This is a genomic window from Kitasatospora sp. NPDC114501 (assembly GCF_055633695.1).
Map to the genome: position 1 here is coordinate 160,192 of NZ_JBVKDS010000004.1, position 23,104 is coordinate 183,295.

A 23,104-nucleotide genomic window follows, 5' to 3' on the forward strand; every position below is an offset into this window, starting at 1 on the left:
GGCTGTGAACGTTAACTTGGCAAGGTTGGCAGATGTGGGCACCCCGCACGGCTGGTATGAAGAAGCCGCCGGTCGGACCGAGGGTGACGGATTGGCCCGGACCTGGTCGCGTACTGTGGTCCGCAGCCGAGGAGGGGACTGCGAGTGGGAACCGAGAGCGCCGGGACGGAATCGCGCCAGCCCGTGATGGCGGACGTGGCGAAACTGGCGGGGGTGTCCCACCAGACGGTGTCCCGGGTGCTCAACGGCGCCCCGCACGTGCGGCCCGACACCCGGGACCGGGTGCTGGCGGCCATACGGGAGCTCGACTACCGGCCCAACTCCGCCGCCCGCGCGCTGGTCACCCGGCGCTCGCAGACCCTCGGGGTGGTCAGTTTCGACTCGACCCTGTACGGCCCCGCGTCGATGCTGGACGGCATCGAGCAGGCCGCGCGCAGCGCCGGCTACTTCGTCAGCGTGACCAGCCTGCGCTCCCTTGACGGCCGTTCGGTCCAGGAGGCCGTCGACCGGCTGCGCGACCAGGGCGTGGAGGGCGTCGTGGTGATCGCGCCGCAGATCTCCGCCGTCAGCGCGGTGGCCCGGCTCTCCAGTTCGGTGCCGCTCGTCGCGGTCGGTTCGGGCAACCAGTCCCAGGTGCCGATGGTGTCGGTGGGCAACCGCTACGGCGCCGGAGAGGCCACCAGGCACCTGCTCGACCTGGGCCACCGCACCGTGCACCACGTGGCGGGACCGGTCAGCTGGCTGGAGAGCCAGGACCGGGAGGAGGGGTGGCGCTCCACGCTGGAGGCGGCCGGAGCCCCGGTGCCCGAGGTGGAGCGCGGCGACTGGAGCGCCCGCTCGGGCTACCAGGCGGGGCTGCGTATCGCCCGACTGCCCGACATCACCGCCGTGTTCTGCGCGAACGACCACATGGCGCTCGGCCTGCTGCGGGCCCTGCACGAGGCCGGCCGGTCGGTCCCGGACGAGATCAGCGTGGTCGGCTTCGACGACATCCCGGAGGCGGCCTACTTCATCCCGCCGCTGACCACCGTGCGGCAGGACTTCGGCGAACTCGGCCGGCGGGCCCTGGAACTGCTCGTCGGGGAGCTGGAGGCCGCCACGCCTTCGCCGGCCCATCTGCAGATCTCCCCGGAGCTGGTGCTGCGCCGCAGCGCCGGCCCGATCGCCGGACGTTGATCCGGTAGCGCCGGTCCGCGGCGCGGCGCACGCTCGCTTCCAGGGCCTCCGGCCTCGCGGGGTCCGGGCTCGCGACATCCCTTGACAGCCACTTTGTTAGCGCTAACAATTCGGGTGAGCGTTCACAACAACGCCCCTTCCGCTCCGTCGGCCGGGCCGCCGTCATCCCGCTTCCGGGTCGCCCGGCCGACGGCCACACGTTCCGCCCTTCAGAGGGAGAGGTAGCGGAACGAAGCCTGTCGCCGGTGCGTGCCGCCCTGCCCTGGCCGACGACCGCACCGGCGACAGGCGCCAACACAGCTCTCCCGTACGAAGGATGAGAAAGTGACCGTGATCCCTGTCGCCGCCCCCGAGCCGGACCGGTACGTCGTCGGCGTCGACTTCGGCACCCTTTCCGGCCGCGCCGTGGTGGTCCGCGTCCGGGACGGCGAGGAACTGGGCACCGCCGTCCACGACTACCCGCACGCCGTGATCGAGCGCGAACTGCCCGGCACCGGGCAGTCGCTGCCGCCCGACTGGGCGTTGCAGCACCCCGGGGACTGGCGCGAGGTGCTGCGCACCGCCGTCCCGGCCGCGCTCGCCGCCGCCGGCGTCGACCCGGCGCACGTCATCGGGATCGCCACCGACTTCACCGCCTGCACCGTCCTGCCGGTGCTCGCCGACGGCACCCCGCTCGCCGAGACCTCCGCGTGGGCGAGCCGCCCGCACGCCTGGCCCAAGCTCTGGAAGCACCACGCCGCCCAGGGCCAGGCCGACCGGATCAACGCCCTGGCCCACGCCCGGGGCGAGAAGTGGATCTCCCGCTACGGCGGGCGGATCTCCGCCGAGTGGCAGTACGCCAAGGCGCTTCAGGTCCTGGAGGAGGACCCGGCCGTCTACGCCGCGACCGTCCGCTGGATCGAGGCCGCCGACTGGATCGTCTGGCAGCTCACCGGCGCCGAGAGCCGCAACACCTGCACCGCCGGCTACAAGGGCATCCACCAGGACGGGAGTTACCCCAGCGAGGACTACCTCGCCGCGCTCCACCCGGACTTCGCCGACTTCGCCCGCACCCGCCTGGAGCACCCGCTCTCCCCGCTCGGCTCCCGGGTCGGCCCGCTCACCGCGCGGGCCGCGCGGTGGACCGGGCTCCCGGAGGGCATCGCGGTCGCCGCCGGGAACGTCGACGCCCACGTCGCCGCCCCGGCCGCCCGCGCCGTCGACGACGGCCGGCTCCTCGCCATCATGGGCACGTCCACCTGCCACGTCGTCAACGGCGCGACGCTCGCCGACGTCCCCGGCATGTGCGGCGTGGTCCAGGACGGCATCGTCGCCGGCTCCTACGGCTACGAGGCCGGCCAGAGCGCCGTCGGCGACATCTTCGCCTGGTGGCTGCGCCAGGGCCTGCCCGCCGACTACCTGGCCGAAGCCGAGGAGAACGGCGAGGACCCGCACCAGCTGCTGACCCGCAAGGCCGCCGCCCAACCCGTCGGCGCGCACGGCCTGGTGGCGCTCGACTGGATGAACGGCAACCGCTCCACCCTGGTCGACCACCACCTCTCCGGGGTGATCGCCGGCCTCACCCTCGCCACCCGCCCCGAGGAGATCTACCGGGCGCTGCTGGAGGCCACCGCCTACGGCACCCGCGTCATCGTCGAGGCCCTGGAGCAGGGCGGCGTGCCCGTCACCGAGTTCATCGTCACCGGCGGGCTGAAGAAGAACGCCCTGCTGATGCAGATCTACGCCGACGTGCTGCGCCGCCCGGTCTCGGTCGCCGAGTCCGAGCAGGGCCCCGCGCTCGGCTCGGCGATCCACGCCGCCGTCGCCGCCGGGGCGTACCCGGACGTCCGGACCGCGTCCGAGGCCATGGGCCGGGTGCGGCGGGGCGCCTACCGGCCCCGGCGCGCCGCCGCCGACACCTACGACCTGCTCTTCGCCGAGTACCGCGCCCTGCACGACCACTTCGGGCTCGGCGCCGACAAGCTCCTGCACCGCCTGCGGGACATCCGGAACGCCGCCCTCACCACACCGAGCGAGGCCCAGTGAACGCGACCCACGCGACCGTCGACCTCATCCGCCGCCAGGTCAGCGACCTGCACCAGGAACTGGTCCGCTACAACCTGGTGGTCTGGACCGCCGGCAACGTCTCCGCCCGCGTCCCCGGAGCGGACCTGCTCGTCATCAAGCCGAGCGGCGTCTCCTACGAGGAACTGTCGCCGCAGAACATGATCGTCTGCGACCTGGACGGCAACGTCGTCGAGGGCGACCACGCGCCCTCCTCCGACACCGCCGCGCACGCCTACGTCTACCGCCACCTGCCCGAGGTCGGCGGAGTGGTGCACACCCACTCCACCTACGCCTGCGCCTGGGCGGCCCGCGGCGAGGCCGTCCCCTGCGTCCTCACCGCGATGGCCGACGAGTTCGGCGCCGAGATCCCGGTCGGCCCCTTCGCCCTGATCGGCGACGACTCGATCGGCCGGGGCATCGTGGACACCCTCAAGGGCCACCGCTCGCCCGCCGTCCTGATGCAGAACCACGGCGTCTTCACCATCGGCAAGGACGCCAAGGCGGCCGTCAAGGCCGCGGTGATGTGCGAGGACGTCGCCCGCACCGTCCACCTCTCCCGCCAGCTCGGCGAACCCCTGCCGATCGCCCAGGCGGACATCGACAGCCTCAACTTCCGCTACCAGAACGTCTACGGCCAGCCCCAGGGCCGGTGAGGAGCCACCCCATGACCAAGCCCATCGAAGGCCGCCAGGTCTGGTTCCTGACCGGAAGCCAGGGCCTCTACGGCGAGGACACCCTCCGCCAGGTCGCCGAGCAGTCCCAGCGGATCGCCGACACCCTGGACCGCGACCCCGCCGTCCCGGTCGAGATCGTCTGGAAGCCCGTCCTCACGGACGCCGACGCGATCCGCCGGATCTGTCTGGAGGCCAACTCCGCCGACGACTGCATCGGCCTGATCGCCTGGATGCACACCTTCTCCCCGGCCAAGATGTGGATCGCCGGGCTGGACGCCCTGCGCAAGCCGCTGCTCCACCTGCACACCCAGGCCAACGTCGAACTGCCCTGGGACTCCATCGACATGGACTTCATGAACCTGAACCAGGCCGCCCACGGCGACCGCGAGTTCGGCTTCGTCCAGTCCCGCCTCGGCGTCCCCCGCAAGACCGTCGCCGGACACGTCAGCGACCCGACCGTGTCCGCCCGGGTCGCCACCTGGGTACGGGCCGCCGCCGGGCGCGCCGAACTGCGCGGCCTCAAGCTCGCCCGCTTCGGCGACAACATGCGCGACGTCGCCGTCACCGAGGGCGACAAGGTCGAGGCCCAGCTGCGCTTCGGCGTCTCCGTCAACACCTACGGCGTCAACGACCTCGTCGCCGCCGTGGACGCGACGGACGACGGCGACGTCACCGCGCTGACCAAGGAGTACGAGGACGCCTACCGCCTCGCGCCCGAGCTGCGGGCCGGCGGGGAGCGCCACGAGTCGCTGCGCTACGCGGCGCGGATCGAACTCGGCCTGCGCGGCTTCCTGGAGCAGGGCGGCTTCAAGGCCTTCACCACCAACTTCGAGGACCTCGGCGGCCTGCGCCAGCTGCCCGGCCTCGCCGTTCAGCGGCTGATGGCCGACGGCTACGGCTTCGGCGGCGAGGGCGACTGGAAGACCGCCACCCTGCTGCGCACCCTCAAGGTGGCCGCCACCGGACTGCCCGGCGGCACCTCGTTCATGGAGGACTACACCTACCACCTGGAGTCCGGCGGCGAGCTGATCCTCGGCGCGCACATGCTGGAGGTCTGCCCGAGCATCGCCGCCGGAACCCCCTCCTGCGAGATCCACCCGCTGTCCATCGGCGGGCGGGAGGACCCGGTCCGTCTGGTCTTCGACGCCGCGCCCGGCCCCGCGGTGGTGGTCGGCCTCGCCGACCTCGGCGACCGCTTCCGGCTGGTCGCCAACGAGATCGACGTGGTCGAGCCGCCGGCGCCGCTGCCCAACCTGCCGGTGGCCCGGGCCGTCTGGAAGGCCCGTCCCGACCTGCGCACCTCCACCGAGGCCTGGCTGACGGCCGGCGCACCGCACCACACCGTGCTCTCCCGCGCGCTCGGGGCCGAGGAACTGGAGGACCTCGCCGAGATGATCGGCGTGGAACTGCTGGTGATCGACGACGACACGAACATCCGCCGGTTCACCAGGGAACTGCGCTGGAACCAGGCCTACCACCGGCTGGCCCAGGGATTCTGACCCCGCACGCCCCACCGGCGGCGCCCGCCCACCCGGGCGGGCGCCGCCGTCTCCCACCCAGTCCGCAAGGAACGGAGAAGCCCGTGCCCAGAGACCTCCTCGTCTCCACCGGTGACCTGATGGTGTCCCAGGAGGTCACCGCGGCCATGCCGGACGGCCGGCACATCATCCGGTGGACGTTCGGCTCCCGGGACGGGGTGACGGCGGAGGTGCTCAACCTGGGCGCCCGCCTCCAGGCCCTGCACTCACCGGACCGGGCCGGACGGCGGGCCGACGTGGTGCTCGGGGGCGGCAGCGTCGAGGACCTGCTGGACGAGGCGGCCTTCCTCGGTGCGACCGTCGGCCGCTACGCCAACCGGATCGCCGGCGGCGCGCTGCCCCTGGACGGCACCGTGCACCGGTTGGCGACCCAGCCCACCGGCCACACCCTGCACGGCGGCCCGGACGGCTTCGCCACCCGCATCTGGGACGGCGTGGCGGTCCGGGCGGACCGGCAGGTCGGCGTCCGGTTCCGGCTGCGCAGCCCCGCCGGGGACCAGGGGTTCCCGGGAACCGTCACCGCCGAGGTGACGTACCTGCTCGATCCCGACGGCGCGCTCTCGATCACCTACCAGGCGGCCACCGACGCCCCGACGGTCGTCAACCTCACCAACCACGCCTACTTCAACCTGGCCGGCGAGGGCCACGGAACGGTGCTCGACCACCTGCTGCGCGTCGAGGCCGCCGGGTACCTCCCGGTGGACGGGGAGCTGATCCCGCTCGGCCCGGTGGAGCCGGTCGTCGGCACGCCGTTCGACCTCCGCCGCGCCCGCAGGATCGGCACCTGCGTCACCGCGGAACACCCCCAGATCCGGGCGGCCGGTCGCGGGTTCGACCACAACTGGGTGCTCGACGGCAGCGGGTTCCGCCGGGCCGCCGTGCTGAGCCACCCGGCCAGCGGCCGCCAGGTCGAGTGCCTGACCACGGAACCGGGTCTCCAGGTCTACACCGGGAACCACTTCGACGGCTCGCTGACCGGCCGCTCCGGCCACCGGTACACCGCGTACGCGGGCATCGCGCTGGAGACCCAGCACTTCCCCGACTCGCCCAACCGGCCCGAGTACCCCTCCACCGTCCTGCGCCCGGGGGAGAAGTACCGGTCCAGGACGGTGTACCGCTTCTCGGCCGAGTAGCGGAGGCCGCCGGGCGGTGAGAACGGGGCGGTGGGCCCGGCGGGGCCCACCGCCCTGCCGCGTCAGGAGGCGACGAGGACCCGCACGTCCCAGGCGCCGAGCGAGACCGGCCCGCCGGCGGGCACCGAGGCGCCGCCCAGCACGTCGGACAGGCCCACCGGAGCCGCGACCTCGACGGGCTGCCAGCTCCAGTTGTGCACCACGTGGACGCGGCGCCCGTCCGGGGCCGTGCCGGTGGTCGCGGTGACGGACGCGGGCAGCTCGCGCCAGCCGCCGACCGGCTCGGGAGCCAGCCAGCCGGCCAGCGCCCGGGCCAGGTCGCGGCCGGGCACCGTGCCCACGCAGGTGACCCGGCCCGAGCCGTGGACGCGTGTGGTGACGGCGGACCAGCGGCCGAAGTGCGGGTGGTCGTAGCCGGCCAGGGGCGTGGCGTCGGTGGCGGTGAGGCCCTCCACCCAGCGGGTCGCCGTCGCCCCCGCCGGGAGGTCCAGGGGGCTGCCGGGTACGGCGCGCAGCGGGAGGTCCCCGGGCAGGTTGCCGAACTCGTCGTACCACGCGCCCGCGGCGGCGGCCAGGCGCGGCGGGGCGGTCTCGTGGCGGGCCCGGGCCTCGTGGTCGGCGTAGCCGGTGCGGGGGCCGAGCACCAGGTGGCCGCCGGCCTCGGCGTAGGCCGCGAGCCAGTCGAGCAGGGAGTCCTCGGCGAGGTGGAGCGCGGGGACGACGAGGACGGGGTGGCGCCGGGCGGCCGCGCCGGGCGTCGGGCCCTCGTGCTCACCGCGGGCGTCGTGCAGCCGGCGGGCGTGCAGGATCCGCACCTGGCGGCCGGCCTCGAAGGCGCCGCGGTAGAACGAGTCGAAGATCCGGTGGTAGGACGCCGGGTCGGGGCCGCCGTCCGGCCTCGCCAGCGGCGGGTACTTCTCCATCAGCCACTTGCTGGGCACGGAGTAGACCATCGCGAGGTCGGCATCCGGTTCGATCCCGGCGACCAGTGCCCCCGCCGTCTCGAACTCGGCGCCCAGGCGGGCGAGTTCGGCGTACACCCGGCCGGGCCTGCCGCTGTGCGGCAGGATGCCGCCCCAGTACGTCTCGGCGCCGAAGTGCAGGGTGTGCCAGTGCCAGTACTCGATCATCCGCGCGCCGCGGGAGACCAGCGCCCAGGCGGCCTGCCGCCACTGGCCGTCGAAGGCGGGCCGGTTGTCCTCGGGGCCGCCGATGGCCTGGGCGTTGGTCTCGGTGACCAGGAACGGTTCCTGCCGGGAGGAGAAGATCCGGTCGGCCTGCTGGTACAGGGCCCAGACGCCGGTGGTCTTCCACCGCTGCTCGTGGTCGTCGGGGGTGGGGTCGGGCAGCGCGAGGGCGTCCTGCATGTCGTAGTACGGGTTGCCCGCGGTGACGTCCAGGGCGTCGGTCAGCTCGTCGTCCTCCAGCGCGGGGTGGGTGTAGTGCAGGCAGGTGGTGACGAACTGCCCGGGGCGGGCGTACTCGCGCACCAGGCCGGCCTGCCAGGCGATGAACTCGGTGGTCTGGCGGGCCTGGAACGCCCGCCACGCGACGTCGTACTGCGGCTGGGCGTTGCCGTCGGGCGTCCACAGGTCGGACCAGTCGGACAGCCGGTGGGACCAGTGGACCAGGCCCCAGACGCGGTTGAGGGTCGCCACGTCGCCGTACCTCCGGCGCAGGTCGTCGACGAAGCGCTGGAACACGCCCCGGTTGTGCGGCAGCCGGCAGCCCGGTTCGTTGTCGACCTGGTAGCCGATCACGGCCGGATGGCCGGCGTAGCGGGCGACGATCCGCCGGACGACGCGCTCGGCGTGGAAGCGGAAGGCTGGGTGGCTGAAGTCGACCTCCTGGCGGGCACCCCAGTGGCCGGTCCGCCCGGTGGCGTTCTCGGCGGCGATCTCGGGGTACTGGCGGGCCAGCCACGGCGGCACGGCGTAGGTGGGCGTGCCGAGGACGACCGAGATGCCGCGCCCGTGGGCGGCGTCGAGGACGGGCCGCAGCCAGTCCAGCTCGAACCGGCCGTTCTCCGGCTCCCAGGTGGACCAGACCGACTCGCCGACCCGGATGACGGTGAAGTTCGCCGCCGCCATCAGGTCGAGGTCCTCCTCGAGCCGCTCGTACGGCTGGTACTCGTGGTAGTAGGCGGCGCCGAACAGGACGCGCGGGGGCAGCTGGACCATGGGAGAACCTCGGCGGGTCGGGGCCCCGGCCGCCGGGGGAGCGGCGGCCGGGGCGTGGGTGGGGGGAGGATCAGCCGACGGTGCCGGTGACGGTGTCGCCGGACCTGGTCACGTGGTACGTGACGGTGTCACCGGTCCAGAAGCGGAAGGTGAGCGTCGCGGGGGCGCCGTCCTTGAGCGACTTGAGGAAGTCGGCCTTGACGGTGGTGGTGTCGGCGCCGTAGTCGGCGCGGTAGTTGTCGAACGACTGGAAGGTGGTCCAGGAGGCCGGGCCGGCGGCGGTGCCGTCGGCGTAGGTGGACTCGACGTTGGCCATCAGGGCGCCGTTGAACCGGGTCGGGATGGTCAGCCCGTCGAGCGTTCCGGTGGCGGAGGACATCGCCGGCTTGTCGTACGAGCGCACGAAGAGCTTCCACGGGACGCCGTCGGAGTACCGGACCTCCAGGGTGGCGTTGACCCCGGCGGCACGGTCGCCGGCGAGCCGGGTGAGGGCGGAGGAGGTCAGGGTGAGCCTGTCGCCGTCGAGGGTGTAGTCGAGGAAGGGGATCAGCGGGCGGTCGCCCTGCCAGAGCCCGGCGAACGCGAGGCCGTTGCGGTTGAGCGTGACGGTCTGCGCGGCGATGGCGCCGGACTTCGGCAGGAAGACGTTGTCGGTGGAGGCGGTGCCCGAGCGCGTTCGCCAGGAGCTCTGGATCAGCGCCTTCATCTCGGGGACCTCCCACTGCATGGTGGAGCGGTTCAGGAAGTCGTGGAAGGCGTCCCAGACGGCGGAGGTCATGCCGTTGCGCCGCGCCTCGTAGTTGACGTGCTCGAAGTACTTGAGCATCTCGCCGCGCTCGACGACACCGGAGTAGGGCGAGGTGAGCAGGCCGTACTCGCCGAGGTAGACGGGGATGCCCTTGGCGACGAAGGTGTCGTGCACCCGGGCGAAGCCCTCGGTCAGGTCCGACTGGGCCTTCGCGTCGTAGGTCGGGCCGTTCGCGATGTTCACGCTGAACGGGTACCAGCTGTAGTAGTGCACGGTGGCGACCAGGTTGCGGTCCTTCAGCGAACTCATCGTGGCGGACAGGTCGTCCAGCCAGTGCTGGGCGTTGTTGGTCTCCTCCGAGGGCAGGACGAGCAGGCGGTCCTTGTTCCTGCCGCCGGAGTCGCGCACGATGCTGTGGAACGAGGTGTTGAGCTCGCGCAGGTACTGGGTCCTCTGGGCGTCGGTCGCGTCGGCGAACTGCGGTTCGTTGATGCTCTCCATGAGCAGGGTGCGCGGCTCGTCCTTGAAGGTCGTGGCGATCTGCTGCCACGTGGAGTTGAACCGGGCCATGACGTTGTCGTGGTCGGTGGACATGTACTTGATCCACTGCCACGAGTCGTGGTGGACGTTGATCTCGACGTAGAGCCCGTCCTCCAGGGCGAGGTCGACCACCTCCTTGACCCGCTTCATCCACACCGGGTCGATGGTGTACGGGGCGGTGGCGGACTGGTGCGGGTACCAGCTGACGGGGATGCGGACGCTGCGGAAGCCCTGGGCCTTGAGGCCGTCGAAGGTGGCCTTGGTGGTGAGCGGGTTGCCCCAGGAGGTCTCGTCGGGGAGGGCGTCGAGGGTGTTGCCGAGGTTCCAGCTGGGCTGCATCTGCGCCACGGCGGCCATCGGGTCCTTCGGGACCCGGACCCCGGCGGCCTCGGCCGCCGACGGGGCCTTCTCGGCGGGGGCGGCGACGGCGGTGCCGGCGCAGAGGGCGCCGGTGGTGGCCAGGGCCACCACGAGGCCGGCGGTGCGCCGGAGCCGGCGGGCGAGCGGTCGGGCGGTGTGTCGTGCGGTGTTCACGGGTCGTCCCTTCGGGTGAACGGGGTGGGGGGAGCCCCTGACGTGTGGTCAGGGAAACGGGAGCGGCTCGTAGTCGAACCGGTCGAAGTGGACGGTGCCTTCGGCGGCGTACATGCCGATGACCCGGCCGGTGAAGCCGCCGGCCACTTCGGTGGAGAGGTAGCGGCCGTCGAGGCCCGCGAGTTCGGTGAAGGTTCCGTCCGGCTCCTCGACGCCGAGGACGACGTCGTCGGGGCCGGTGCGCGGGCCCCGCGTCCGGCGCGGGACGACATCGACGCCGAGCACCACGGCTCCGGCGGGGACCGCCCGGGAGGCGACCTCGGTGCGCAGCGAGCCGATCCGGGCGAAGACCTTCACCTCGCCGTCGGCCGCCTCGATCTCGTAGTGGTGCTCCTCGTCCAGGCGGACGGCGAGGCCGCCGCGTCCCTCGGTGGGATCGATCAGGGTGCGGGCACGGCAGCCGAGGTGCTGCTGGCGCCGGCCGACGAACACCACGTCGTTCTCGTCGAGGGAGGCGCCGGCGGCGCGCAGGGTGAGCCAGCCGGACCGTTCCTTCGTGGTGCACAGCTGCTCGGTGCGCCGGCGTACGGAGATCCACTGGGGGTGCAGCTCGGCCTGGTCGAAGTCGTCCCGGGCCGGGACGGCGGGCATCGGGTGCAACGGCCAGGCCGGGGTGGCCAGTTCGGGAGTGACCCGGCCGACCACCGGCCAGCCGTCCACCCATTCGACGGGGGCGAGGAAGGTCTCCCGGCCGAGCACGTACCAGGCGGGGGTGCCGCCGCGTGGCCGGACGGCGAGCAGCACCATCCACCAGGAGCCGTCGGGCGCCTGGACGAGGTCGGCGTGCCCGGTGTTCTGGATGGGGCTGTTGATTCCGCGGTGGGTCAGCACCGGGTTGGCGGGGCACGGCTCGAACGGGCCGGAGGGCGAGGTGCCGCGGGCGATGGAGACGGCGTGGCCGCGTTCGGTGCCGCCCTCGGCGATCATCAGGTACCAGTAGTCGCCGATCCGGTACAGGTGCGGGGCCTCGGGGGCCGCAGCGCCGGGGGCGCCGGACCAGATCCGCCGCGGCTCGCCGAGGGTCTCGCCGGTGGCCGGGTCGAGGCGGACCTGGGAGACGCCGGCGACGGTGCAGTAGCAGGTGCCGTCCTCGTCCCAGGCGAGGTCCGGGTCGATGCCGTGGACGCCGGGCAGCCGGACCGGGTCGGACCAGGGGCCGGCCGGGTCGGTCGCGGTGAAGAGCAGGTTCCCGTCCCCGCTGACGTTGGTGGCGATCAGCCAGAACCGGCCGTCGCGGTGGCGCAGCGTCGGGGCGTAGATCCCGCCGGAGGACGGCGACTCCGGTGGCAGGTTCAGCTGGCTCGGCCGGTCCAGGGCGTTGCCGATCTGCGTCCAGTTCACCAGGTCGCGGCTGTGGAAGACCGGGATGCCGGGGAAGTACTCGAAGCTGGAGCAGGCGAGGTAGTAGTCGTCGCCCGCGCGGCAGATGCTGGGGTCGGGGTGGAAGCCGGGGATCACCGGGTTGGGGACGGTGCCGGCGGGCTCGGGCTGGACTGACACGTGGTCGGTTCCTCTCGGGTCTTCATGGGTCGGGGGTGGTGCCCCGGGCCCCGGGGTGCCCGGGGCACCACCGGTTCGGCGGTTCAGCCGATCGCGCAGGAGGCGCCGTTGAACCGGAAGGCGGAAGGGTTGGCGTCGCTGCCGGACCAGGTGGCCCGGAAGCCCCACTGGACGCTGCCGCCCTGCGGGACGGAGGCGTTGTACGACACGTTCTGGGCGGTGACGTTCGGGCCGCTCTGCGAGACCGAGGCGTTCCAGGTGTCGGTGATGCCGTCGTCACCGGGGAAGTCGAAGCCGAGGGACCAGCCGTTGACCTGGCCGAGGCCGTTGTTGACGACGGTCAGGTCGGCGACGGTGACGCCCGACCACTGGCTCTTGGCGTAGACGACCCGGCAGGGCGCGTCGACCGGGCGCATCCGGACGACCGTGATGCCGTAGGCGGGCACGGTCTGGGTGGTCGGGCTGCCGGACCGGGCGGTGCCGATCCCGTGGGCGTTCTTGAGGTAGGAGTGGACGGTCGGGGTGGCGGAGGAGGGGGTGAACCCGCTGTACGAGAGGTTCACCGTGACGGCGTTGTTCGGGTCCTTGTTGATCAGCATGACGTCCACGTCGCCGTCGGCGCGGCGGACGGCGTGCGCGGTGAGCAGCGAGGACGAGCTGGCTGCCTTGACCAGGGTGTCCCCGGGCGCGCCCAGCCTGCTGATCATCTGGATGCCGTAGTAGGCAGGGAAGGGCGTGTTGACGGCCGGCTCGCAGGAGGCGCCGGCGGAGACCATGCCGCCGTCGTCGTAGTCGGTGGCGCCCTCGACGGTGGTCACCTTGGCGCAGTCGGTGCCGTTGCGCAGGTCCCACCAGTCGACGTTGAACGCGCCGTTCTCCAGCCAGGTGAGGTAGTCGTCCGGCGCGAACAGTCCGTTGGGGGAAGTGTCGAGGTAGGCCTGGGCGTTCGCCTCGGTCACCGCGATGCCGACATCGGGGGCGTTGGACCCGGCGTACTGGTTGATCAGCGAACGCACGGTGCCGGCGATGGTCGGGTTCTGGGCCTGCGGCTTGGTGAGCAGGTCGGCGGGGCTGGTGCTGGTGGGGTAGGCGTGCACGACGGCGAAATCGATCTTCGTCCCGGCGATCGACAGGACGGTGTGGTTCCAGTCCTGGGTGTCGCCCGGGCCGACGATGCCGTCCGGCCAGTAGCCGGGGGTGGCCAGCACGGCGCCGATCTTGATGCTCGGGTCGGCCGCCTTCATCGCCGAGACGTACCGGAGCAGGTTGTTCGCGTAGGTCGTGGCGCTCCTGCTGCTGTGGGTGTCGTACTCCCAGGTGGCGCCGTACTCGCCGTTGCCGTAGACCTCGTTGCCGATCTCCCAGTACTTGATGCCGTAGCCCTTGGTGACGTTGGCGTACTGGACCCAGTCGGCGGCCTCCTGCGGGGTGCCGGAGCCGTAGTTGGCGGTGATGATCGGCTGCGCTCCGGCGGCGCGCACGGTGCCCATGAAGGCGTCGAAGCCGGTGTTCGGGGCGACGTACTGGCCGTTCTCGGCGGTGCCGGTCTTCCAGTGGTAGACGTCGGAGTGGCTGCCGCCGGGGTAGCGGACGGTGTTGATGCCGGCCGTGCTGAGCAGGCCGGAGGTGGCGCCGGAGTTCATGTTGGCGTCGTAGACCGGGATGTTGACGCCGACGCCGGTGGCGGGGATGTCGGCGAGGTTCAGGGCGGCGTCGACCGACACCGACACGGGGTTCGCCGTGACGGCGGGCGGTGCGGCGGCGGCGCGCGGCGCGACCGCGGCGAGCACGCCGGTGGCCGCGAGCGCCACGGCCGCCAGGGCGGCTATAGCGCGAGCATGACAGGTGCGGGCTGACGATTTCATGGCGTCCCTCCAGCGGTGGGGGTGCGAGGGGTTCGAGTGGGGGAACGAACTCCCGCGATCTGGACGGCAGGGGCCCGTGCGGCTGCAGGGATCGGGCCCGGACGCGAAACTGTTTCCTCGGAACGCGGGTCGGCGCGGCGGGCCGCGCGCGAGCGCATCAGGCATCGTCAACTCCCTTCGTGAGCCCATGCGGTGAGGCGCAGCAGGACGGCGGACGGGGCCGCCGGCAGGGTCAGGGTGAGCTCGGCGGTGTCCGGGTGCCAGGTGGCCGAGGCCTTGCTGTCGGCCGGGTAGAGCACCTCGGCGTGGACGGCGGCGCCGAGCAGGTGGGGCAGGGCGAGGTCCCTGACGGGCTCCTCACCCCAGCGGCGCCAGGCAGTGAGGTAGGTGGTGCCCGGCCCGTCCGACCGGGTGTGCAGCGCCAGGGCGAGCCACGGGTCCTCCCAGCCCGGGAGCCCGAGCGGCCAGGCGGGCACCGCCCGCGGCAGGTCGGCACGGATCGCCTTGTGGACGGCTACCGCCTCGTGGACCAGCTCCCGGGAGCGCGGGGGGAGTTCGGTGAGCCGGCCGGAGAGGTGGATGCGGCCGAGCAGCGCGCCGGCCATGGTGAGGGCGACCTCGTCGGGGGTGTCCTCGGGCAGCGGGTAGGCCCAGACGGCGCCCTGCTCCGGGGTGACGGCGGTGGGGGCCGCCGCCGCGATCGGTGCGTAGCGCAGCAGGTCCTGCTGGTCGCTGGTGGACTGCAGCTGGAGCCGGGAGAGCAGGGCGTGGTCCATCCGCATGCCGCCGGAGGCGCAGTTCTCGATCACCAGGTCCGGGTGCCGGTCCAGGATGCCGTCGAGCCAGTCGAGTTGGGCCCGGTTGTGGCCGAGCAGGCCGGCCGCCGGGGCCTCGCCCGGGTGGGCGCTGGTGCCCGACCCCGGGTCGGTGTTGTGGTCGAGCTTGAGGTAGCCGACGCCCCACTCACCGACCAGGCGGTCCACCACGGAGTCCAGGTGGGCGCGGGCGGCCGGGTGGCGCAGGTCCAGGTGGTACCGGCCGCCGCCCTCCTCCACCCGCTGACCGTCGCGGCGGAAGAACGCCTCCTCGGGCAGGGACCCGGCCACCGGGCTGTTCACCCCGACCGCCTCCGGCTCCAGCCACAGGCCGGGGACCATGCCCCGCTCCCGGACGCGGTCCAGAACCTCGTGGATGCCCCTCGGCCCGGGGAAGCGGGAGGCCGACGGCTCCCAGGCCCCGACGGAGCTCCACCAGTTGCCCCCGTCGTCGTACCAGCCGGCGTCGATGACGAAGTACTCGGCGCCGGCCTCGGCGGCGGCGTCGACCAGCGGCAGCAGCTTCGCCGTGGTCGGGTCGCCCATCAGGCAGTTCATGTAGTCGTTGAAGATCACGGGGAGGCGATGGTGGTCGGGGTGCGGGCGGCGGGTGGCGCGCCGGTAGCGGGTGAGGGCGGCGAACGCGGCGTCCGGGCCGCCCTCCGCGGCCAGCGCGAGCGCCACGGGCACGGTGCGGAACCCGGTCCCGGGCTCCAGCGGGTGGTGCCATCCGTGGTCGGCGGCCTCGGGCCCGTGCAGCGCCGCGTACGCCGTGTCGTCGCGCACGCCGCACTCCCAGCGCCAGCCCCCGCCGTTGTGCTCGATCTGCCACAGCCAGGTGCGGCCGGACCGGCGGTCCGTCAGAGCACCCATCGGCAGGTGCCCGCAGCTGGACCACACGCCCCGCCCGGCCAGGACCTCGGTGCTGCGACCGGAGGTCGTGTGGAACCGGCCGCCGCGCTCGGGCGAGGAGGCCCGCAGCGGCCGGCGCTGCCAGCGGCACTCGGCGAACCACTCGTTCTCCGCCCACAGCACGTCGGCGGCGTCCAGGGCCGCGGCGCCGCCCTCGGTGAGGCAGCCCGCCACCAGGGAGGAGACCGACTCCAGGTGCAGCGTGTGCGGCCCGTCGTTGCGCAGCAGCACCTCGCTGCGCAGCACCGGCAGGCCGTCCGGGGAGCGGTAGCGCGCCACGGCGGTCAGGCCGGTCCGCGGCTCGTGGAGTTCGAGGTCGAGCACGTGCCAGTCGCCCTCCCGGCTCGCGCGGTGTGAACGGTACCGCAGCCGCGAGCCGAGGACGGTGTTGACGAGGTGCCGGCCGGACCAGTACCGGCCGAGGCCGGCGGTCGTCACCTCCACCGGCGGCAGCGGTGCGCCGGGGCGCGGGGCCGCGCCCTTCTCGCCCGGCGCGCCGAGGCGCACCAAGCGGGCGGCGCCCTGCTCGTCCAGGGCGATCTCCAGCTCCAGAGCCTTGTGGCCCCAGCGGATCGTCTCGTGCGGGTCGGTCATGATGCTTCCTCGGACGGGAGACGCGGCGGGGTGTCAGCGTGCGCGCAGGACCGCGCAGCCGTCGGGCGGCAGTTCGCCGAGGGTCGTACCGGTGAGCAGGTCGTGGCCCGGCTGCGGCAGCGGTACGGCCTCGGGCCGGTGGTTGATCAGCAGGTGCCAGGCGCGGCCGTCCGGGGCGTGCCGGGTGACGGCCTCGACGCCCGGGGGCAGTCCCGGCAGTTCGGGGGCGGTCCCGGTCTCCGTGAGGAGCCGCTCGACCAGGGCGGCGTATCCGGGGTCGTCGAGGCGGGTGGACAGGTACCAGCCGTGGCCCGAGCCGAAGGCGTGGCGGGTGAGTGCGGGGCGGCCCTCGAGCATGCCGTGGGTGTAGGCGGCGAGTGTCTCGGCGCCCTCGGTGTGCAGGGACTCGCTCCAGGAGGTCGCCGTCGAGCCGTCGGAGAGCGTGATCACCTCGTCCCGGCGCAGCGGGCGGTACTCCTCGGACCGGATGCCGAGGGTCTCGCGCAGTGGTGCGGCCGGGTAGCCGCCGAGCCGGGATCGGAGGTTCTCGTCGACCACGCCGCTGAAGTGCTGTACCAGCAGGGTTCCGCCGCCGGCGACGTAGCGGCGCAGGTTGTGAGCGCTCACATCGGAGAGCAGGAAAAGCGCCGGGGCGATGACCAGCCGGTAGCGGCCGAGGTCCTGCCCGGGGTGGGCGAAGTCGACCGTCCGGCCGGCGTCCCACAGCGCCCGGTGGGCGCGGCGCAGTGCGGCGTAGTAGTCGAGTTCGGGCGAGGGGAGGCCGTCGACCGTCATCGCCCACCAGGCGTCGGAGTCGTGCAGGACGGCGACCTCGGCGCAGACGGTGGAGCCGGCGAGTTCGCCGAGCCGGGCGACGGCCTCCCCGGCGGCCGTGACCTCGCGGAAGATGCGGCTGTCCGGTCCGGCGTGCGGGATCATCGCCGAGTGCCATTGCTCGGCGCCGGCCCGGGACTGGCGCCACTGGAAGAACAGGGCGCCCTCGGAGCCGCGGGCGATGTGGCCGAGCGAGTGGCGCAGGACGTCCCCCGGCTCCTTGCCGAGGACGCGGCCGGCGTCGTAGACGGTGTTGGTGCCCTGTTCCATCAGCAGCCAGGGGGCGCCGCCGGCGATCGAGCGGGCCCGGTCCGCGTCGAAGGCCGCGTGGGCGGCGGCGTCGACGCCGGGTGCGCTGGGGTAGTGGTCGATGGAGACCAGGTCGACCTCGCGGCCGAAGGCCCACAGGTCGAGGTTCTGGTAGCCGGGCAGCATGAGGTTGGTCGTCACCGGGCGGTCGCTGTGGGCGCGGATCGCGTCGCGCTGTTCGCGGAAGGCGGCGAGCGTCTCGTCGGACCAGAAGCGGTTGTAGTCCAGCGCCTGGCCGGGGTTCTTGTGCCACTGGCTGGCGCGCGGCGGCAGGATCTGCTCCCAGGAGGTGTAGCGCTGGCTCCAGAAGGTCGTCCCCCAGGCCTCGTTGAGGGCGTCTAGGGACCCGTGGCGGGCGCGCAGCCAGACCCGGAAGGCGGCTGCGGCGTGGTCGCAGTGGCAGAGGGTCACGTACTCGTTGTGCACGTGCCACAGGGCGAGCGCCGGGTGGTCGCCGTAGCGTTCGGCGAGGGCGCCGGCGATGCGGCGGGCGGCCCGGCGGTAGGCGGGGGCGGTGAGGCAGTAGGTGTCCCGGCTGCCGTGGGTCAGGCGGGTGCCGTCGGGGTGGACCGGCAGGGCGTCCGGGTGGGCCAGGGTGAACCAGGGCGGCGGGGAGGCGGTCGGGGTGGCCAGGTCGACGGCGACGCCGTTGGCGTGCAGCCGGTCGAGGTGGGCGTCGAGCCAGTCGAAGTCGTAGCGGCCCTCCTCGGGTTCCAGCAGGGCCCAGGAGAAGACCCCGACGGTGGCGAGGTTGACGCGTGCGCGGCGCATCAGCTCGTCGTCCTCCTTCCACACCTCGGCGTTCCACTGCTCGGGGTTGTAGTCCCCGCCGAAGGCGAGCCCGCGGAGGCGGTCGGTGAGCCGGCGGATGTCCATGGGGGAGCCGTCCTTCCGTGAGGGGTGTCAACTTCGATGCGGGGCCGGGGCGGTGCTCTCGCGGAGCCGCAGCTCCGGTGGCATCAGCAGGAGCCGGTCCTGCGGCTCCTGGCCCGCGGCGGTCGCGGTGATCCTCGCCATGACCTGCTCGACGGCGAGCTGCCCGAGGTCCTTCTGCGGGCTGGTGACGGAGGTGAGCCGGGGGGAGTGCTGTTCGGCCAGCGGGTCGGGGCAGATGGCGATGACGGAGGCGTCCTCCGGGACGGTCCGTCCGCTGGCGCGCAGCAGGCTGAGCAGTGGGCCGATCGCGGTCTCGTTCTGCACGACGAAGCCGGTGGTGTCCGGGCGGTCGGCGAGGATGCGGGCCAGGGTGCCGGCGGTGCTCTCGTAGGTGCCCTCGCAGGGCCGGTGGAGGAAGCGCAGGCCCCGCGCTTCGGCCCGGGCCCGGAAGCCGTTGAGGGTGCGCTCGGCGTAGCCGGCGTGCCGCTGGTAGACGCCGCTGCTGTAGCCGATGAAGGCGATGTCACGGTGGCCCAGCTCCGCCAGGTGGTCGGCGCACAGGGCGCCGGCGGTGGCGAAGTCGTGGTCGACGCAGGAGAGTCCGGTCGGGTCGTCGGGCAGACCGATGAGCGCGGCGGGGATCTCCTCGGCCCGCAGGACCGGGATGCGGTCGTCGTCGAGCCGCACGTCCATCAGGATGACGCCGTCCGCGAGCCCGGTGGCGGCGACCCGGCGGACGCCTTCGGGCCCTTCGTCGTTGGTGAGCAGCAGGACGTCGTAGCCGTGTTCGCGGGCCGCCACGGTGACCGCGATGGCGATCTCCGTCATCGTGGGCACGTGCACCTCCGAGTGCAGCGGCACGACCAGGGCGATGATGTGCGAGCGCTTGCCGGCCAGGGCCCGGGCACCCGCGTGGGGGTGGTAGCCGAGGTCCGTGATGGCCCGCTCGACGCGGTTCCTGGTCTCGTCGGAGATCGGGCGCTTGCCGCTGAGGGCGTAGCTGACCGTGCTGGACGAGACGCCGGCGTGCCTGGCCACATCGGCGAGTGTCACCATCGCTCTGCTTCCTTCGTGTCGGTTCCGGTGGGGGAGCGGTCCCGGTCGTGCGACGGAGAGGTCCGCTGGGGACCGCTCCCGGCCGGTGGGCCCGTCGGGCCCGGTAGGCGGCTCAGCCCTTGATCGCTCCGGTGAGGACACCGGTGCGCAGGTGCTTCTGCACGAACGGATACACGATCACCAGTGGTACCAGGGTGAGGACGACGACCGCCATCTGCAGGGACAGCGGTGCGGTCTGGGCGTGGGTGCTCCCGAAGCCGGCGTTGACCGAACCGGGCAGGCCGTTGGCGCGGTTGACGTAGGTGAGCAGCACGTACTGGAGCGGCCATTTCTGACTGTCCGTCGGCATGTAGAGCATGACGTTGAAGAAGGAGTTCCAGTAGCCGACGGCGTAGAACAGCGCGGTGACGGCGGTGACGGCGCGCGAGGTGGGCAGCACGACGGACCACAGGATCCGCCACTCCCCGGCGCCGTCCATCCGGGCCGCGTCGATCAGCTCGGAGGAGGTCTCCTGGTAGAAGGCGCGCAGCACCAGGATGTTGAAGACGGAGACCGCGCTCGGCAGGATCAGCGCCCACCACTGGCCGTAGCCGCCGAGGCCGGTGACGACCAGGAAGCCCGGGATGAGGCCGCCGCTGATGAACATCGTGATGATCAGCAGCATCAGGACGAAGCGGTGCCCGAGGGAACGCGGCCGGGAGAGGCCGTAGGCGCACAGGACGGAGACGACCATCGACACCGCGGTGCCGACCACGGTGATCCCGAGGCTCACCCCCAGTGCGGTGACGATCGTCGAGTCGCTGAGCATCTGGCGGTAGGTCTCGGTGGTCAGGCCGTCCGGCCAGATCACCAGGCCGCCCGCCCGGTTGATCGCGCCGGGGGTGGAGAAGCTGGTCAGCACGATGATGTAGAGCGGGACCAGGATGACGGCGAGGGTCCCGCCGAGCGTGATTCCCTTGGCGGCCTGGCCGGCGGCGGTGGGCGGCTCCTCCCAGGGCGGACGGGCGGAGCGGGCCCGGCGGCGGGCGGCTGCTGTCGTGGTGCGGCGCTTCTCGCCCCGCGAACCCATGGTGAGTGCGTTCGTCATTTGCGGTACAGCCCGTCCTCGCCGAAGGCGTGCGCCAGTTTGTTGGCGCCCCAGATGAGCAGCAGCGAGACCACGCTCTTGAAGAGCCCGGCCGCCGCGCCGTAGCTGTAGCCGCCGGTGGCGATGCCGTAGTAGAAGGAGAAGGTGTCCAGGACGTCCGCGGCCTCGTGGCCGACGGCGTCGCGCTGGATCAGGAACTGCTCGAATCCGACGGACAGGGCGTTGCCCAGGCGCAGGACGAGCATCAGCACGATCACCCCGCGCAGGCCCGGCAGCGTGATGTGCCACATCCGCCGGAGCCGGCCGGCGCCGTCGGCGGCCGCGGCCTCGTACAGCTCGCTGTTGATCGCGCTCAGCGCCGCGAGGAAGACGATGATCCCCCAGCCCGCCTCCTTCCAGACCGCCTGGGAGGTGACCAGCAGCGCGAAGGTGTCCGGGTTGGTCATGATGTCCCAGGTGGCGATGTCGTGCTGGCGCAGGAACTGGTTGAGCACGCCGGCGCCGCCCAGCATCTGCTGGAAGATCGTGATGGCCAGCACCCACGAGAAGAAGTGCGGCAGGTAGACCACGGACTGGAAGAAGTTGCGGATGCGTTCGCTGATCACCGAGTTGAGCAGGAGGGCGAGGGCGATCGGGACCGGGAAGAACAGGACCAGTTGGACGAAGCTCAGGTACAGCGTGTTCTGCAGCGAGGCCCAGAAGGCCGGGTCGCCGAGCAGCTGCTGGAACTGGTCGAACCCGACCCACTCGCTGTTCCAGACCCCGACCAGCGGGTCGTACTCCTGGAAGGCGGTGACGATGCCGAACAGCGGCGCGTAGTTGAACACCAGGAGCAGGACGACCGCGGGGACCGTCATCAGCAGGAGGGACTTGTCGCGCCGCAGCCTGGTCCGCAGGCTGAGCCGCGCGGGGCCGACCGGGCGCTCAGGGCTCGTCGTGCTCACTGGCCGGTGCCGTACTTGTCGAGGACGTTGTCGGTCATCCACTGCTTGAGCCGCTCCCCGGGGCCGGAGCGCCAGCTGGAGATGGCGTCCTGCAACTCGGAGACCTTCTTCTTGCCGTGGTAGCAGTCCTTCAGGGTGTCGTTGACGCTCTGCGCGGCCGACGCCGAGGCGATGGCCTGGGGCATGCTGAAGTTCATGCCCCAGAAGGGCGGCTTGGTGAGGTACTTGACGTTGGCGGCCGACCAGCTCGCGTAGTCCTGGGTGGTCTGCTCGCCGCCCGGGTTGCTGATCACGGAGCCGGAAGCGGCCAGGAAGTTGTAGGTCGTCACCTGGACGTCCTTCTTGCCCTCCTCCGTGAAGGTCGGCATGCCGTTGACCCGGGTGTGGTGGACGCCCTCGACGCCGAAGTTGACCATGGTGTACTCGGCCGTGCCGTAGGGGGCGGCGAGGTAGTTCGCGACGGCGAGCAGTTCCTGGACCTGCTCCGGCTTCAGGTCGGCGTTGAGGTAGCTGATCATGCTGGCGGCGGCGCCCGTGTAGACCACCGGCGTGCCCTTGCCGTCGGCGGTGATGGCGTTGAAGGCGCCACGCCGGTAGTTCGGGTCCGCGGCGGCGCCGGACTGGTGGTCGGACAGGTTCCAGGCGCCGAGTCCGCCACCCCCGATGAGCGTCTTGCCGCTGTAGAAGCGGGTGGAGCTGTTGGAGACGTCACCGGCGAGCGCGTCCGGGTGCATGTAGCCCGAGGTGGCCAGGCGGTAGTGCCAGTCGACGGCCTCCAGGAACTCCTGGGTCTCGAACGGGTGGACCAGCTTGCCGTTGTCGACCCTCCACTTCATGGGGACGTTCCAGGAGAACTGGAGGTAGGTCCACACGTCGTCGAAGGCCCACACGCCCCGTTTGGCGTCGGTCAGTTCCTTGCCGAGGTTCATCAGGTCGTCCGCGGACCTGATCTGGTCCGCGGTGATGCCCCGGGCTTCGAGGACGTCCCGGCGGTAGAAGGTGGCGCCGGGGATGCCGAAGCTGGTGGAGAAGCAGGGGATCCCGTAGAGCTTGTCGCCCCAGACACCGTGCTGCCAGGCGCCGGTGGGCAGGGCGGCCAGGTTGGGGTACTTCTTGATGTTGTCGCCGGACAGGTAGGGGGTCAGGTCCGCGAGCTGGGCGCCGGCGAGCCCGCCGGTGTTGAAGGCGTCGTTCATCCAGGCCGGCAGGTTGATCCAGTCCGGCAGCTTCTTGGCGGCGGTCATCGTCGGGATGATGGTGTTGTAGTTGATGCCGTCCGTCGGCTTGACGGTCAGGTCGACCCCGAGTGCCTTGTTCATCGCCTGGTAGAAGGAGTTGCCGACCGGCGGGGCGGTGCCCCACAGCGGGGTGATCGCCGTGTAGCTGCCGCCCTTGCCGGGAACGCCGGAGACGCTGGTGGGCGGAGAGGCGGGGTAGGCGAGGTAGGCCGGGTCGGTCGCGGTGTCGCCCGAGCCCTGTACGGGGGCTATGTCCGGTTTGACCGCGTTGGCGTTCGGCACGTAGGTCGGCAGGGCCGCCTTCAGGCCCTCCTTGGTGTTCGCTCCGGCCTTCTTGGTCGAGCCGCCTCCACAGGCGGACAGCAGGGGTGCCATCGCGGCGGCCCCCGCGACCGTGGCGGCGGTGGTCAGAAAGCTCCTGCGGTTCAATCCGGATCTCATGGTG

At 72.3% G+C, this 23,104-nt stretch carries 15 protein-coding genes; 5 read left to right on the forward strand and 10 right to left on the reverse strand.

Annotated features, from left to right (window positions below; genetic code table 11):
- The first annotated feature begins 144 nt into the window (after positions 1 to 144).
- The 5 genes from ACZ7RU_RS09880 to ACZ7RU_RS09900 all read left to right on the forward strand — a co-directional run bounded on the left by ACZ7RU_RS09880 (position 145) and on the right by ACZ7RU_RS09900 (position 6,567).
- Complete coding sequence (locus ACZ7RU_RS09880; RefSeq protein ID WP_470340364.1) at positions 145 to 1,176, forward strand: LacI family DNA-binding transcriptional regulator; 1,032 nt, start codon at positions 145 to 147, stop codon at positions 1,174 to 1,176.
- 324 nt (positions 1,177 to 1,500) lie between these two features.
- Positions 1,501 to 3,201 carry a ribulokinase gene (locus tag ACZ7RU_RS09885; protein ID WP_470340365.1) on the forward strand — a complete coding sequence of 567 codons (1,701 nt, stop codon included), beginning with the start codon at positions 1,501 to 1,503 and terminating at the stop codon, positions 3,199 to 3,201.
- Positions 3,198 to 3,875: an L-ribulose-5-phosphate 4-epimerase gene (locus tag ACZ7RU_RS09890; RefSeq protein WP_470340366.1), complete on the forward strand. Its 678-nt coding sequence runs from the start codon at positions 3,198 to 3,200 to the stop codon at positions 3,873 to 3,875. The genes ACZ7RU_RS09885 and ACZ7RU_RS09890 overlap by 4 nt, the downstream gene beginning before the upstream one ends.
- Before the next feature lie 11 nt (positions 3,876 to 3,886).
- Positions 3,887 to 5,395, forward strand: a complete 1,509-nt coding sequence (araA, locus tag ACZ7RU_RS09895; protein ID WP_470340367.1) for an L-arabinose isomerase — start codon at positions 3,887 to 3,889, stop codon at positions 5,393 to 5,395.
- 83 nt (positions 5,396 to 5,478) lie between these two features.
- On the forward strand, positions 5,479 to 6,567 hold the full coding sequence (locus ACZ7RU_RS09900) for an aldose epimerase family protein (protein WP_470340368.1): 1,089 nt from the start codon (positions 5,479 to 5,481) through the stop codon (positions 6,565 to 6,567).
- A 62-nt stretch (positions 6,568 to 6,629) separates the two neighbouring features.
- On the opposite strand, the gene ACZ7RU_RS09905 is transcribed toward ACZ7RU_RS09900, so the two are convergent.
- The 10 genes from ACZ7RU_RS09905 to ACZ7RU_RS09950 all read right to left on the reverse strand — a co-directional run bounded on the left by ACZ7RU_RS09905 (position 6,630) and on the right by ACZ7RU_RS09950 (position 23,100).
- Complete coding sequence (locus tag ACZ7RU_RS09905) at positions 6,630 to 8,747, reverse strand: beta-galactosidase (RefSeq protein ID WP_470340369.1); 2,118 nt, start codon at positions 8,745 to 8,747, stop codon at positions 6,630 to 6,632.
- A 70-nt stretch (positions 8,748 to 8,817) separates the two neighbouring features.
- Positions 8,818 to 10,569 carry a cellulase family glycosylhydrolase gene (locus ACZ7RU_RS09910; RefSeq protein ID WP_470340370.1) on the reverse strand — a complete coding sequence of 584 codons (1,752 nt, stop codon included), beginning with the start codon at positions 10,567 to 10,569 and terminating at the stop codon, positions 8,818 to 8,820.
- A 48-nt stretch (positions 10,570 to 10,617) separates the two neighbouring features.
- Positions 10,618 to 12,129, reverse strand: a complete 1,512-nt coding sequence (locus ACZ7RU_RS09915; protein WP_470340371.1) for a glycoside hydrolase family 43 protein — start codon at positions 12,127 to 12,129, stop codon at positions 10,618 to 10,620.
- A gap of 83 nt (positions 12,130 to 12,212) precedes the next feature.
- On the reverse strand, positions 12,213 to 13,940 hold the full coding sequence (locus ACZ7RU_RS09920; RefSeq protein ID WP_470340372.1) for a cellulose binding domain-containing protein: 1,728 nt from the start codon (positions 13,938 to 13,940) through the stop codon (positions 12,213 to 12,215).
- Between the two features lie 221 nt (positions 13,941 to 14,161).
- Positions 14,162 to 16,315, reverse strand: a complete 2,154-nt coding sequence (locus ACZ7RU_RS09925; protein ID WP_470340373.1) for a glycoside hydrolase family 36 protein — start codon at positions 16,313 to 16,315, stop codon at positions 14,162 to 14,164.
- Between the two features lie 33 nt (positions 16,316 to 16,348).
- Positions 16,349 to 18,334 (reverse strand): beta-galactosidase, encoded by a 1,986-nt coding sequence (locus ACZ7RU_RS09930; protein WP_470340374.1) that lies wholly within the window; start codon positions 18,332 to 18,334, stop codon positions 16,349 to 16,351.
- 27 nt (positions 18,335 to 18,361) lie between these two features.
- A complete protein-coding gene (locus tag ACZ7RU_RS09935) occupies positions 18,362 to 19,390 on the reverse strand; it encodes a LacI family DNA-binding transcriptional regulator (protein WP_470340375.1) in 1,029 nt (342 codons plus the stop codon).
- A gap of 112 nt (positions 19,391 to 19,502) precedes the next feature.
- The gene (locus tag ACZ7RU_RS09940; protein WP_470340376.1) at positions 19,503 to 20,477 is read right to left on the reverse strand and encodes a carbohydrate ABC transporter permease; all 975 of its coding nucleotides are present in this window, start codon (positions 20,475 to 20,477) and stop codon (positions 19,503 to 19,505) included.
- Positions 20,474 to 21,496: an ABC transporter permease gene (locus ACZ7RU_RS09945; RefSeq protein ID WP_470340589.1), complete on the reverse strand. Its 1,023-nt coding sequence runs from the start codon at positions 21,494 to 21,496 to the stop codon at positions 20,474 to 20,476. The genes ACZ7RU_RS09940 and ACZ7RU_RS09945 overlap by 4 nt, the downstream gene beginning before the upstream one ends.
- Positions 21,418 to 23,100, reverse strand: a complete 1,683-nt coding sequence (locus ACZ7RU_RS09950; RefSeq protein ID WP_470340377.1) for an ABC transporter substrate-binding protein — start codon at positions 23,098 to 23,100, stop codon at positions 21,418 to 21,420. The genes ACZ7RU_RS09945 and ACZ7RU_RS09950 overlap by 79 nt, the downstream gene beginning before the upstream one ends.
- Positions 23,101 to 23,104 lie beyond the last annotated feature (4 nt).